Raw genomic sequence first — 13,436 nt, 5'->3', positions numbered from 1 at the left:
CAACGGCGGCTATTTGGGTATTATCGTGCAGCTCGTTGCAATATAACCGCTGACGGTTGGCGTTGTAGAAAACGCATTCGCAGCATCATCAGCACCGCCGCAGAAGTCAGGCCGATAATAAAGCCCATCCAGAATCCTGCTGGCCCCATCCGGTCAACCACCAGATCGGTCAGCGCCAGAATATAGCCGCTCGGCAGACCCAGCACCCAGTAGGCCGTAAAGGTAATAAAGAAAATTGAACGGGTATCTTTATAACCACGCAGGATACCGCTGCCAATAACCTGGATAGAGTCAGATATTTGATACACCGCCGCCAGCAACATGAGCTGTGCTGCCAGAGCGACAACTTCCGGGTTATTGTTGTAGAGCAGGGCAATGTGTTCACGGAATGTCACGGTGAAAATCGCCGTTACCACGGCCATGCAGACACCGACGCCCAGACCCGTTCTGGCTGCGGTTTGGGCATCCAGCGTGGAACCCTGACCCAGACGATAACCGACACGAATGGTGACGGCGGCAGCCAGAGACATCGGCAGAACGAACATTAACGAGCTGAAGTTCAACGCGATCTGGTGTCCGGCGACGTCAACAATCCCCAGTGGGGAAACCAGCAACGCGACTACTGCAAACAGCGTCACTTCGAAAAACAACGCCAGCGCGATAGGTAAACCCAATTGCACCAGACGCTTCATTACTGCGGTGTCCGGCTTCTGGAAACCACGCTCATTACGGATGTCGCGCATTGAGCGTGCGCGTTTAATGTAAGACAGCATCGCGATAAACATTACCCAGTAAACCGCTGCCGTAGCGACGCCACAACCCACGCCGCCCAGTTCCGGCATGCCTAAATGCCCATAAATGAAAACGTAGTTAACCGGTATGTTCACCAGCAGGCCGAGAAATCCCATCACCATTGCGGGTTTGGTCTTGGCCAGACCTTCGCACTGGTTACGGGCTACCTGGAAGAACAAATACCCCGGTGCGCCCCACAGCAGCGCGCGAAGATAGCCAACGGCTTTATCCGCCAGAGCCGGGTCGATGTTATGCATGGAGCGAATAATGTAGCCTGCGTTCCATAGCACGATCATAATCAGAACGGAGACGCTACCCGCCAACCAGAATCCCTGACGTATTTGATGGGCAATCCGATCGCGGCGTCCGGACCCATTGAGTTGCGCAATGACCGGCGTCAGAGCCAGTAACAGTCCATGGCCAAACAGAATAGCTGGCAGCCAGATGGACGTTCCAATAGCGACGGCAGCCATGTCCGTGGCGCTGTATCCACCCGCCATGACGGTATCAACGAATCCCATTGCAGTTTGAGCGATTTGCGCAAGAATCACCGGAATTGCCAGAGCTAATAACTGACGCGCTTCACTTACATACTTTTGCACGTGTACACCACTATATTGTTGTTATTTGAGAGACTAAAAAAGCCGCCTTATCTGGCAGCAAGGAGAAAAAGCTGGGGAAATTTCAGTCTATTGTAGCGAGGAATACGTAATTCTCCAGTGAAAAAACAGGCAGTAGCGGCGCATCGCTGGCAACCTGAATTTCCACCTGCTATTGTGCTGTGCAGAGATGTCTTAATTGAGTTCAGGAGTTAGAAGTATGTTTACGGGTATTGTGCAGGGCACCGCGAAATTGGTGTCTATTGATGAAAAACCAAATTTTCGTACGCATGTTGTGGAGTTACCTGAATATATGCTGGATGCGCTTGAGACCGGCGCATCGGTTGCCCACAATGGGTGCTGCCTGACGGTCACCGAAATCAACGGTAACCAGATAAGCTTTGATCTGATGAAAGAAACGTTGCGTATCACAAATCTGGGGGATCTGAAGGTCGGAGATTTGGTCAATGTTGAGCGCGCGGCAAAATTTAGTGATGAAATCGGCGGGCATTTAATGTCGGGCCATATTATGACTACTGCCGAAGTATCGAAAATTCTGACCTCAGAAAACAATCGCCAGGTGTGGTTTAAAGTTCAGGATCCGTCACTGATGAAATATATCCTGTACAAAGGATTTATCGGTATTGACGGCATCAGCCTGACGGTAGGCGAAGTCACACCGACACGCTTTTGCGTGCATTTGATTCCGGAAACCCTGGAGCGTACGACGCTTGGCAAGAAAAAACTGGGTGCGCGGGTCAATATCGAAATCGATCCGCAAACGCAGGCGGTGGTTGATACCGTTGAGCGTGTGCTGGCGGCGCGAGAAAGCGCTATCAGCAACGTCACAGGTGAAGCAGGAGCCTGAGAGTAAAGCCCCCGTTAGCACGGGGGCGATAATAATTAGCGGGGAACGCGTAGGCCGTGTTCAACTCCGCGGGAGAAAACCACCTGCCATAGCTGAATGTCGCGAGCGCGAAATGCGCCTGCGCAAGCGTTCAGGTAATAGCTGAACATCCGTTTAAAGCGCTCGGTGTAATTATCGGCGATTTCAGGCCAGGAACTCATGAAACGTTCGTGCCAGGCCATCAGGGTGGTATCGTAATCCGCACCAAAATTATGCCAGTCTTCCATCACAAAATGCGGCTCGCTGGCGTTGGCAATTTGGCGAACTGACGGTAAACAGCCGTTCGGGAAGATATATTTATTGATCCACGGGTCAACGTTATTGTCGGTTTTATTAGAACCGATGCTATGCAGCAAAAAGAGACCGTCCGGTTTTAAATTGCGATCGACTACGTCAAAATAGGTCGCGTAATTTTTCGGTCCTACATGTTCAAACATGCCGACGGAGACAATGCGATCAAATTTGTCGTTCAGGTCGCGATAATCCTGCAGCAAAATGGTGACATCCAGCCCCGCACAACGCGCTTGCGCCATTTTCTGTTGTTCTGCAGAAATGGTCACGCCTACCACGCTTACGCCATATTGTGATGCCAAAAACTGGGACAAGCCACCCCAGCCGCAGCCTATATCGAGTATCCGCATTCCTGGCTGCAACTGCAGTTTTTCGGCAATCATTTTCAGCTTCGCCTGCTGGGCAGATTCCAGGGTGTCGGCATCTTTCCAGTAGGCGCAGGAATACTGCATATAAGGGTCGAGCATGCGGGAAAAGAGATCGTTGCCTAAATCGTAATGTTCTTTGCCGACAACCCACGCACGTTTTTTGGTCTGCAAATTAAACAGGCGAGCCGCTGCAATTCGCAGTGTATCTTTGAAATGGCGGGGGAGTTGGTTTTCAAGACCGGCACGCAGGGCTTTACTAAAAAACATGTCCAGCCGGTCGCATTCCCACCAGCCATCCATATAACTTTCACCCAACCCTAACGATCCTTCCTGCAATACGCGCTTGAAAAATTTAGGGTTCTTAACGCGAATATCTGCTGGTGCCGGACCATTAACGGCGATGCCTGCACGGCTTAACAATTCACTGGTGATGCGGTACCAGTTATCATCCGGTACGCTGATGTCTTCTATACACGATGAACTCATAGCTTCTCCATCACTGGTCGGTGATCAGAACCTTAAAACAGCGTAGACGCTTTTTTGGGCTGTGTGAGAAATCTCACGAAATTAATCCGTGAATCTATAATCCGACGTAGAACAGAGGAAGGGAAGAACCCTTGCCGAAAAGACCATCCGTGGGAATACGAGAACGTTCTTGTTCCCGTTACCGCATAAAAATTATCGTTTTTTTAAAAACCGGAAATCAGTATAGGCCTGAATTTTTGATGATTCAACATATAATTGTTAGCGGGCTAATTAATAGCCCGCGGTAATTATTAATGAGACTCTCCGTGGACAATTTGCACACGGTCGTCTGTTTGAGGGGTGCCAGCTTTCTGTGATTGCATTTTGTACCCTACGGCCGCCAGTAGCACCGTAGTCAGCATCACGCTGGTAGTGGTGAGCAGCGGGGTGGCGATCAGCCAGGAAACCACAAGGCTTGCCAGGAAGCATAAACCCAACTGCAACGTATTCTGCAATGCGGCTGCTCGTCCGGTCGCCTGCGGGAACGGGCGTAATGCCTGAGCGACAACGATAGGGTAGATGGCACCGTTGGCAATCGCCATCACGCAGAATGGGATCAGGATTTCAGCGAGCGCAACATGGTGAATAAAGCCGGTAGCCCAGGTGGCAACGACACTAATCGCATACAGGATGAGTAACCATGGCAGCAGTTGACGACCTTGCCATTTTTGTAACGCAGCGCGACAGCCGTAACCGCCGACTAAGAAGGCGATGGTTTGCGGTACATAGCTCAGGCCAATCACTGCCGGGCTGTAGCCCATTTCGCTGAGGATGAACGGGGAGCCCGTCAGCCATGCGAAGAAGCTCGCGGAACAGGCGGCATAAATCAGTACGTTCCCGCGATAGGTTTTCGAGCGTAGCAGGGTGGCGAATGTCAGTTTATCCTGGCTGTCGTCGCGCGCTTTAGCCGTTGGTTTTAAGCGCAGGGCAGGAAGCATCAGAATTAGGGTTATGGCAAACAGGGTGGCGAAAATGGCCTGCCAGGAAAAATGTACAAGGATCCAACTGCCTAACAACGGCGCCAATGCCGGAGATAATCCGACCAGCGGCATAATGGTGGCAAAGATGCGATTTACTTTTTGTGACGGATAATAATCAGTGACCAGCGCCTGCCAGATTACCGATGCCGCACAGACACCAACGGCTTGAACAAAACGCAGCGCCAGCAGGCCTGTGGCGTTTTCAACCCACAGCATGCCCAGACTACCCAGAGCAAAGATAGATAAACCCAGCAACAAAATAGGTTTGCGGCCGTAGTGGTCGGAAAGTGGCCCCCACAGAAGCTGTGCCACGGCAAAACCGGCTAAGAACAAGCTAAGGCTGGCGCTGACGGCTGATGCAGGCGTTTGCAGATCGGACTGAATTGCGGCGAAGGCAGGTAGATACATATCCGTTGCCAGAAAGCCGAGCACGCTAAGACCCGCCAGCCAGACTAAAAACCCTTTCCCAGGTTGCATCATCATTTCTCTTTTTTTAGCAGTAGAACAATGCCGCTGAGTGTAGTGAGTGTAATTCTTGCTGTGAAACGCTAATATTTGTTTACTGATTTCAAATTTTTTGCAGGCAGAATATGTGGTCGGAATATTCACTTGAAGTGGTTGATGCGGTTGCGCGTAATGGCAGCTTTAGTTCGGCCGCGCAGGAGTTGCACCGTGTACCCTCAGCGGTAAGCTACACTGTACGTCAGCTGGAAGAGTGGCTGGCGGTGCCGCTTTTTGAGCGACGTCATCGGGATGTGGAGTTGACGCCTGCCGGTGCGTGGTTTCTCAAAGAAGGCCGCTCTGTTATCAAAAAAATGCAGATCACCCGCCAGCAATGTCAGCAAATTGCCAACGGCTGGCGCGGACAGCTGGCGATTGCGGTAGATAACATTGTTCGCCCGGATCGCACCCGACAGATGATCGTGGATTTCTATCGTCATTTTGATGATGTGGAACTGTTGGTTTTTCAGGAAGTGTTTAACGGCGTCTGGGATGCGCTGTCCGATGGTCGCGTTGAGCTGGCAATTGGCGCCACGCAGGCGATTCCGGTGGGGGGACGCTATACCTTTCGCGACATGGGAATGCTGAGCTGGAGTTGCGTGGTGGCCAGCCATCATCCGTTGGCGTCAATGCCTGGGCCGCTTAGCGACGACACGTTGCGCAACTGGCCGTCGCTGGTGCGTGAAGATACTTCCCGTACGCTGCCAAAACGCATTACCTGGCTGCTGGATAACCAAAAACGTGTCGTGGTGCCTGACTGGGAATCTTCCGCTACCTGCTTATCCGCAGGGTTGTGTGTTGGCATGGTACCGACGCATTTTGCCAAACCGTGGATCGATAGCGGCAAGTGGGTCGCGCTACAGCTGGAAAATCCATTTCCTGATGCCGCATGCTGTCTGACATGGCAACAGAACGATACGTCACCTGCATTGAGCTGGCTGTTGGACTATTTAGGGGATAGCGAAACGCTGAACAAAGAGTGGCTGCGGGAGCCAGATGAGGCTCCCGCACAACGGTCTTAACGACGGTAATCGCGGAACGGGCCGTCGGCAACGGAGCGACGCTCTACCAGACGCGGATGCACCTCGATAGATTGCGACTCTTCGCGTTTATTCACGATACGGTCTAACAGCATATTGAAGGCCGTTTCACCGAGCGAATCTTTAGGCTGGTGAATGGTCGTCAGAGCCGGCGTGAAGAAACGGGCGTTGCGCACGTTGTCGTAGCCGATAAGCGAGATATCCTGCGGTACCCGCAGTCCCATCTCATCAGCGGCGCACAGCGCACCCATCGCCATGATATCGCCACCACAGAAGACGGCGGTCGGACGATGCGGCTGTGACAGAATTTGCTGCATGGCGCGATAGCCGGATTCAGGCTCAAAATCCCCCTGGACAATCCAGTTGTCCGGTACTTTTATCAGCGCTTCTTCCATCGCTTTCATAAAGCCAGCCAGACGCCCGGCTCCGGTGTTACGTTCCATTGGGCCTGGGATCACGCCAATCTCACGATGACCGCGTTCGACCAGATACCGACCCGCCATGTAACCACCTTCGAAGGCATTATCAATGACGGTATCGGTAAAGTCGGCTTTGGCCTCGCCCCAGTCCATGACGACCATCGGGATATGGCGGTATTCTTCGAGCATCGAAAGCAGCGACTCCGGATACTCAGAGCACATCACCAGCAGACCATCAACGCGCTTTTGCGCCATCATCGACAGATAAGCCTGCTGTTTTTCAAGGCTGTTCCATGCGTTACCCAGAATCAGGGTATAGCCTTTCTGGAAACAGTTTTTCTCAACGGCTTCGATAATTTCAGCGAAATAGGCCGCTTCACTGCTGGTGGCCAGCAAGCCAATAGACTTGGTGTGATTCACCTTCAGGCTGCGCGCAACTGCGCTCGGAGAATAGTGCAGCTCTTTGATTGCCGCCCAGACAGCATTACGCGTTTCTTCCGCGACAAAGCGCGTCTTGTTAATCACGTGTGATACGGTTGTAGTGGAAACGTTTGCTCGCTTCGCTACATCTTTAATTGTTGCCATTACATCTCACTCCAGACCATATCCTAAGCTCCTGAGAATACTCCAGGTAAACGTTTGCCTTCACACACCCTTAGCGCAACGTAAGGGTTGCGGCACGCCGGGAAAACGACACGGAACGTCAGGAAGGGGTCAATGGCCGGTACGCTAATCAAGTAAGCGTGGAATTTTGTCTGATCTTAACGAAAAGGGGAAGAGTTAAAAGCAGTTATCAATATAAATCGTGAGAGATTTTTGCTTTCAAGTGTGTAAAAATGCGCAATATCACTTTTTGTGTGGGAATAAAAAGGAGAAAACTTGATGAGCACCGATCTGAAATTTTCGTTAGTAACTACCATTATTGTTCTGGGTTTGATCGTCGCGGGTGGCCTGACCGCAGCGCTGCATTAATTTCCTCGAGGGAGTTAGCTCTCCCTCACTCTTTCCGCTCGTCTATCTCTTCTATTGTTTGCGAATAAGCAAAAGTCTTTTGCAATTTTGTTAACTTTATTAATTTTGCGATCAATGTCATGCTTTTGACTCTTATTTTATGTCGCGCCACGGCTCGACGTTACGGAGTCGCAATATGAAACTCAATTATCCTTTACTGGCGCTGGCGATCGGAGCGTTTGGCATTGGCACCACCGAATTTTCGCCAATGGGATTATTGCCCGTCATAGCCAAAGGAGTGGATGTTTCGATTCCGGCCGCCGGCATGTTAATCAGCGCGTATGCGGTTGGCGTGATGGTGGGGGCTCCGCTGATGACATTATTATTGTCTCATCGTGCGCGACGTAATGCGTTGATTTTCCTGGTGGCGATTTTCACGTTGGGTAATGTCCTCTCGGCGATTTCACCGGATTACTCCACGCTGATGTTATCGCGCATTTTGACCAGTCTTAATCACGGGGCATTTTTCGGCCTTGGCTCTGTGGTTGCTGCAAGTGTGGTGCCCAAACATAAACAGGCCAGTGCCGTGGCAACCATGTTTATGGGGTTAACCATTGCCAATATTGGCGGCGTTCCGGCGGCGACCTGGCTTGGTGAAAGCATCGGCTGGCGCATGTCGTTCATGGCAACGGCAGGGCTCGGCGTTATCGCCATGGTCAGTCTGTTCTTCTCATTACCCAAAGGCGGGGCGGGAGAGCGTCCGGATGTCCGCAGCGAACTGGCGGTACTTATGCGTCCTCAGGTGCTGTCGGCTCTGCTGACGACCGTTCTGGGAGCAGGGGCGATGTTCACGCTTTATACCTACATCTCACCGGTGCTGCACACTATCACTCATGCCACACCAGCATTTGTGACCGGTATGCTGGTGCTGATTGGCGTGGGCTTCTCAATCGGTAACTATTTTGGCGGCAAGCTGGCTGACCGTTCAGTCAATGGTACGTTGAAAGGCTTTTTACTGCTGTTAATGGTTATTATGCTGGCCATTCCTTTCCTTGCACGTAATGAGCCTGGCGCGGCGGTAAGTATGGTGGTCTGGGGTGCGGCGACATTTGCAGTGGTTCCACCGTTGCAGATGCGAGTGATGCGTGTTGCCAGCGAAGCGCCGGGTTTATCATCGTCAGTCAATATTGGCGCATTTAACCTGGGGAATGCACTGGGGGCCGCAGCCGGTGGGGCGGTGATATCCGGTGGACTGGGTTACAGTTTTGTGCCTGTGATGGGGGCGATTGTGGCAGGGCTTGCGCTGCTGCTGGTGTTCATTTCCGCAAGAAGACAGCCTGAAGAGGCTTGCACTACCGCGAATTAATGCAAAAACGCAGAAGGAAGCCCTTCTGCGTTATCTTTTTTATGCTGCGAAGTTCTTCGCAACAAACTCCCAATTCACCAGCGCCCAGAAATGTTCCAGGTAGCCAGGACGAGCATTGCGATAGTCGATGTAGTAGGCGTGTTCCCATACGTCAACGGTCATCAGTGGCGTCGCGTCGGTGGTCAGCGGCGTACCCGCGTTGGAGGTTGAAACGATAGCCAGTTTGCCATCCGTTCCTTTAACCAGCCAGGTCCAGCCAGAACCGAAGTTTTTGATAGCGGCATCGGTGAACTGTGCTTTGAAATCTGCAAAGCTGCCAAAGGAGGCTGCAATGGCTTCGGCCAGTTTACCAGTCGGTTCGCCACCTGCGTTCGGTGCCAGGCAGTTCCAGTAGAAAGTGTGGTTCCAGACCTGGGCTGCGTTATTGAATACACCACCTTCAGAGCTACGAACGATCTCTTCCAGTGATTTACCTTCAAACGCCGTGCCTTTGATCAGGTTATTCAGGTTAGTAACGTAAGTCTGGTGATGTTTGCCATAGTGGTATTCCAGCGTTTCAGCAGAAATGTGCGGGACCAGAGCATCTTTGGCATACGGTAATGCAGGTAATTCGAACGACATTGCTTCTCTCCTTATTATTTATATTGAGTACACACAATAGCCTCATTGTGAGTAAGGATAGGGTAGCAAATTGAAAGGTTATGCAAAAGAAGAACTTACCCTACAGCATGTTCTGTAGGGTAAGTTTTTAGCGAATTGTTTTTGGCGTCATTACCCGGCGAGCGCCCACATAGTGGCGCTGCCAGTAATCTTCGCTCAGCGAGGTGATTTGAATTTCCCGGCCGCTGCGCGGGGACTGAATAAATTTTCCGTTGCCGACATACACACCAACGTGATCGGCTGTTCCGCGACCCTGAGTACGGAAAAAGACCAGATCGCCATTTTTCAGTTCGCCACGTTCAATCGGCGCGGCATCACGTAGATGGTACATTTCGTTCGCAGTACGGGGAATGCGGAATTTCACCAGATCTTTATAGGCATAATAGACCAGACCGCTGCAGTCAAACCCGGTTCTTGGCGATGTACCGCCCCAGCGATAAGGCTTGCCTATTTGATTCATCAGCGTGGACATGGCGGTTTTAGTGGCTTTCTGCACTTTGACCTTGTGCGCGTCAGCGAGCGTAGTCGGAGCCGTGGTTTTCACTTTCACACAGCGTGGCTTATGGCCTTTACGCGGCGTGCATTTTTCAGTCCAGGTCACGGCAGCGGTTTGTGCTGCGGCGGTTTTGCCTCGACGGTTTGCAGTTTTAGTCGACTTTGCCGGAGTGGCAGTGCGATTTTTAGAAGAGGAAGCGGTTTTGGTGCTGGTTTTACTGGAGGTCTTTGTCGCCGTTTTCTTGTTGGTCTTTGTTGTTTTTTGGCTGGTTGTTGCGCTTTTCTTTTTATCTACCGTTTTGATGGGGTGGGATTGGGTAGTTGTCGTCCTGGCCTGCTTGGAAGCATGAGCCATAGGCGTAAAGGGCAGTGTAGTAAAAAGTAAAGCACAGAGCGTGATCGAGATTCGGTTTATCCGCGCCACTGAGCAGTCCTCTGGTAAGGCAGGTCTATAGTGCCTGCGTGTGATTTTCAAAACTTGATGATTCTAATCTATAGAAAGAGGGAAAGTTAATAGCTTTTTTTGTTTAAAACTGTGTTTCGTAACCGACCGCAAAAAAAAACAGCAATTAACGTGGGAACAGGTGAAAGGACAATCAAATCCACAGGCTTCAAGGGGATAAATGAGATTATGAATGCAACTTTTAGCGTCAGGGGATAAAATAATAAGGCGTAATGAAAATGTTATTTTCCGTTGCCTGTCTGACCCGTTACAATGTCAGACTACTGCCGTAAAAGAAGTTTAAGGAAGCAAGATAATGAGCACCACTATCGAAAAAATCCAGCGCCAGATCGCTGAAAACCCGATTCTCCTGTACATGAAAGGTTCCCCTAAACTGCCAAGCTGCGGTTTCTCCGCTCAGGCTGTGCAGGCGTTGTCTGCCTGTGGTGAACGTTTTGCTTACGTTGATATTCTGCAGAACCCGGATATTCGCGCCGAGCTGCCGAAATACGCAAACTGGCCGACCTTTCCGCAGCTGTGGGTTGATGGTGAGCTGGTTGGCGGCTGTGACATTTTGATCGAAATGTACCAGCGCGGTGAGTTACAGCAGCTGATTAAAGAAACAGCGGCGAAATACAAAACCGAAGAACCAGACGCTGAGTAATTTTAGCGGAAATAAAAAAGCGACCTGTGATGGTCGCTTTTTTTATCGATCCGTTATGCCTCTTCAGGCACGGGAAGAGGCCAACCGCCGAGGCGTTTCCAGCGGTTAACGATTTCGCAAAACAGTACGGCTGTCCGTTCGGTATCATACAGCGCCGAGTGCGCCTGATTCCCGTCAAACTCCATTCCAGCCGCCAGACATGCTTTTGACAACACCGTTTGCCCCAATGACAGACCGCTTAATGCCGCAGTATCAAAAGTGACAAATGGATGAAATGGATTTCGTTTGAGAGAGGCGCGCTCTGCTGCGGCCATCATGAAACTGTGATCGAAGGTAGCGTTATGCGCCACCATGATAGCCCGATTGCAGCCGCTGTCTTTAATCCCTTTGCGTACCATTTTGAAGATGGCATGCAGTGCGTCATATTCGCTGACCGCACCACGTAGCGGATTGTTAGGGTCAATACCGTTAAAGGCGAGGGCTTCCGGCTGTAAATTCGCGCCTTCAAATGGCTCTACGTGGAAATGTAACGTCGTGTCCGGCATCAGCCAGCCTTGTTCATCCATTTTCAGTGTGATGGCGGCGATCTCAAGCAGCGCATCGGTTTTGGCATTGAACCCTGCGGTTTCGACATCAATGACGACAGGATAAAAACCACGAAAACGGTCACACAGACCGGAAAGTTGAGCGTTATCGGACATCTGGGTCTCTTAATACGGGAAAATTGCAGCACGTATTATTGCAAAATGATGAGTATAAAACTACGGGCACAGACGATCTGCGCCCGAGGGGGAAGTTAGTCGCCCAGACCGCGCCCGGCGTCTTTCTCTTCGATCAGCTCAATTTTGTAACCGTCCGGATCTTCAACGAACGCGATCACTGTTGTGCCGCCTTTTACCGGACCCGCTTCACGCGTTACGTTGCCGCCATTCTGACGAATACGTTCACAGGCTTCGGCCGCATTGTCTACACTCAGGGCGATATGGCCGTAGGCTGTGCCCAGCTCATACTTATCGACACCCCAGTTATAGGTCAGTTCGATCACCGCTTCACTGGTTTCCGGGCCGTAGCCGACAAAGGCCAGAGAGTACTTATATTCAGGGTTCTCGCTGGTACGCAGCAGCTTCATGCCCAGCACGTTGGTGTAAAACTCGATGGAACGCTGCAGGTCACCCACGCGCAGCATGGTATGAAGTAAACGCATCTTTTTCCCCTTCGAAAATGGCTAATACATTCAAAATGTTGTTTTAGTATAGCGGCGTTGTTACACCGCTATCAATGGCAGAACTGAGTTTGTGACGTTAGAGGGTAGGATAATCGGTGTAACCTTCAGCGCCGCCGCCGTAGAAGCTTTCGGCACGCTGTGGATTCAGCTCCGCTTTACGCTGCAGACGCGCGACCAGATCCGGGTTAGCGATATAAGCGCGACCAAAAGCAACGGCGTCGATCAGACCTTTTTCGATCAGCGATTCTGCTTTTTCTGGTGTGTAGGCGCCCGCGCCAATGATCGGACCGTGAAAACGCGCGCGAACTTTTTCGCGAAACGCATCGGAATACGGCTCGCCACCGGCCCAGTCAGGTTCCGACATATGCAGGTAAGCGATGCCGCGTTTGCCCAGTTGTTCAATCAGATAAAGCGCATCGGCTTCTTCGTTCGGACCGTTGTCAACGTTCTGGAAAGAGCCAATCGGGGAGATGCGAATACCAATGCGATCGGCACCCCATTCTTTAATACCTGCATCGACAACGTCCAGTACCAGACGCGCACGATTTTCGACGCTACCACCGTATTGATCGGTACGCTGGTTAGACGTTGGTGACAGGAACTGGTGCAGCAGGTAGCCGTGAGCGGAGTGCAGTTCTACCATGTCGAAACCTGCTTCGCGTGCGTTGGCTATAGCCTGACGGAAGTCATTTACAATGCCTGGAATTTCTTCGGTTTCCAGAGCGCGCGGCATGGAGGTATCGACGCGTGTTGCCAGGCCGTTTTCATCACGCAATGAGGTGCGGGTACCTGCGATAATTGCAGAAGGTGCAACCGGTGCCTGTCCATTTGGCTGCAGACTGGCGTGAGAAATGCGCCCGGTGTGCCACAACTGAACGGCAATATGACCTTGCTCAGCGTGTACAGCCGCAGTGATTTTTTTCCAGGCGGCGATTTGTGCTTCGCTGTGTAAGCCGGGGGCTCCAGCATACCCTTTTGCCTGGGCGGAAATCTGCGTGGCTTCGCTGATAATAAGGCCTGCGCTGGCGCGTTGACGGTAATACTCGACCATCAGCGGAGTAGGGATGTCGCCAGGCTCGATGCTGCGCAGACGCGTCAGTGGCGCCATGAATACGCGGTTAGCTGCCGTAATGGCACCTACTTTCAGTGGGGAAAACAGTTTTTCAGATGACATGTGGCACTCCTGAATAGACCGGTCGTCTAGTAATAAA

General features: G+C 51.5%; 14 protein-coding genes. 5 read left to right on the top strand and 9 right to left on the bottom strand.

Annotated features, from left to right (window positions below):
• Nucleotides 1–20 precede the first annotated feature (20 nt).
• Entirely contained in the window at nt 21–1,394 is a 1,374-nt protein-coding gene (gene mdtK / locus OGX99_RS20905; RefSeq protein ID WP_151219079.1) for a multidrug efflux MATE transporter MdtK, read from the bottom strand.
• Between the two features lie 217 nt (nt 1,395–1,611).
• Between mdtK and OGX99_RS20900 the strand changes: the two genes are divergently transcribed.
• The gene (locus OGX99_RS20900; RefSeq protein WP_016152982.1) at nt 1,612–2,259 is read left to right on the top strand and encodes a riboflavin synthase; all 648 of its coding nucleotides are present in this window, start codon (nt 1,612–1,614) and stop codon (nt 2,257–2,259) included.
• A gap of 35 nt (nt 2,260–2,294) precedes the next feature.
• Here the strand turns inward: OGX99_RS20900 and cfa are convergent, their stop codons facing one another.
• Together cfa and punC are read right to left on the bottom strand one after the other, a co-directional pair.
• Nucleotides 2,295–3,443 (bottom strand): cyclopropane fatty acyl phospholipid synthase, encoded by a 1,149-nt coding sequence (gene cfa, locus OGX99_RS20895; RefSeq protein ID WP_187252503.1) that lies wholly within the window; start codon nt 3,441–3,443, stop codon nt 2,295–2,297.
• A 290-nt stretch (nt 3,444–3,733) separates the two neighbouring features.
• Nucleotides 3,734–4,939: a purine nucleoside transporter PunC gene (gene punC, locus OGX99_RS20890; protein WP_151219113.1), complete on the bottom strand. Its 1,206-nt coding sequence runs from the start codon at nt 4,937–4,939 to the stop codon at nt 3,734–3,736.
• A 113-nt stretch (nt 4,940–5,052) separates the two neighbouring features.
• Here punC and punR point away from each other — a divergent pair, with 113 nt between their 5' ends.
• The gene (gene punR / locus OGX99_RS20885; protein ID WP_151219081.1) at nt 5,053–5,985 is read left to right on the top strand and encodes a DNA-binding transcriptional activator PunR; all 933 of its coding nucleotides are present in this window, start codon (nt 5,053–5,055) and stop codon (nt 5,983–5,985) included.
• On the opposite strand, the gene purR is transcribed toward punR, so the two are convergent.
• Entirely contained in the window at nt 5,982–7,007 is a 1,026-nt protein-coding gene (gene purR / locus OGX99_RS20880; RefSeq protein WP_151219082.1) for an HTH-type transcriptional repressor PurR, read from the bottom strand. The genes punR and purR overlap by 4 nt on opposite strands.
• 297 nt (nt 7,008–7,304) lie before the next feature.
• Between purR and cydH the strand changes: the two genes are divergently transcribed.
• Both cydH and OGX99_RS20870 read left to right on the top strand, forming a co-directional pair.
• Nucleotides 7,305–7,394 carry a cytochrome bd-I accessory subunit CydH gene (cydH, locus tag OGX99_RS20875; protein WP_003029209.1) on the top strand — a complete coding sequence of 30 codons (90 nt, stop codon included), beginning with the start codon at nt 7,305–7,307 and terminating at the stop codon, nt 7,392–7,394.
• 175 nt (nt 7,395–7,569) lie between these two features.
• Nucleotides 7,570–8,739, top strand: a complete 1,170-nt coding sequence (locus OGX99_RS20870) for an MFS transporter (RefSeq protein WP_286544967.1) — start codon at nt 7,570–7,572, stop codon at nt 8,737–8,739.
• 39 nt (nt 8,740–8,778) lie between these two features.
• Here OGX99_RS20870 and sodB read toward each other — a convergent pair whose 3' ends face one another.
• Both sodB and OGX99_RS20860 read right to left on the bottom strand, forming a co-directional pair.
• Nucleotides 8,779–9,360, bottom strand: coding sequence for a superoxide dismutase [Fe] (gene sodB / locus OGX99_RS20865; RefSeq protein ID WP_151219085.1), 582 nt, complete (start codon nt 9,358–9,360; stop codon nt 8,779–8,781).
• Nucleotides 9,361–9,487: 127 nt separating this feature from the next.
• Nucleotides 9,488–10,318 carry a C40 family peptidase gene (locus tag OGX99_RS20860; RefSeq protein ID WP_187252502.1) on the bottom strand — a complete coding sequence of 277 codons (831 nt, stop codon included), beginning with the start codon at nt 10,316–10,318 and terminating at the stop codon, nt 9,488–9,490.
• A gap of 334 nt (nt 10,319–10,652) precedes the next feature.
• Between OGX99_RS20860 and grxD the strand changes: the two genes are divergently transcribed.
• Nucleotides 10,653–11,000 carry a monothiol glutaredoxin 4 gene (gene grxD / locus OGX99_RS20855; RefSeq protein WP_003832760.1) on the top strand — a complete coding sequence of 116 codons (348 nt, stop codon included), beginning with the start codon at nt 10,653–10,655 and terminating at the stop codon, nt 10,998–11,000.
• 53 nt (nt 11,001–11,053) lie between these two features.
• Here the strand turns inward: grxD and rnt are convergent, their stop codons facing one another.
• From rnt to OGX99_RS20840, 3 genes are all read right to left on the bottom strand, one after another.
• Entirely contained in the window at nt 11,054–11,701 is a 648-nt protein-coding gene (rnt, locus tag OGX99_RS20850) for a ribonuclease T (RefSeq protein ID WP_003029200.1), read from the bottom strand.
• A 95-nt stretch (nt 11,702–11,796) separates the two neighbouring features.
• On the bottom strand, nt 11,797–12,204 hold the full coding sequence (gloA, locus tag OGX99_RS20845) for a lactoylglutathione lyase (protein ID WP_003029198.1): 408 nt from the start codon (nt 12,202–12,204) through the stop codon (nt 11,797–11,799).
• A gap of 97 nt (nt 12,205–12,301) precedes the next feature.
• Nucleotides 12,302–13,399: an alkene reductase gene (locus tag OGX99_RS20840; RefSeq protein WP_151219086.1), complete on the bottom strand. Its 1,098-nt coding sequence runs from the start codon at nt 13,397–13,399 to the stop codon at nt 12,302–12,304.
• Between the last annotated feature and the right edge of the window lie 37 nt (nt 13,400–13,436).

Origin of the sequence: Citrobacter sp. Cu096 (assembly GCF_030332285.1) — a bacterium.
Classification (GTDB): Bacteria; Pseudomonadota; Gammaproteobacteria; order Enterobacterales; family Enterobacteriaceae; genus Citrobacter; species Citrobacter meridianamericanus.
This window is presented reverse-complemented; position numbering and strand designations above follow the sequence as displayed.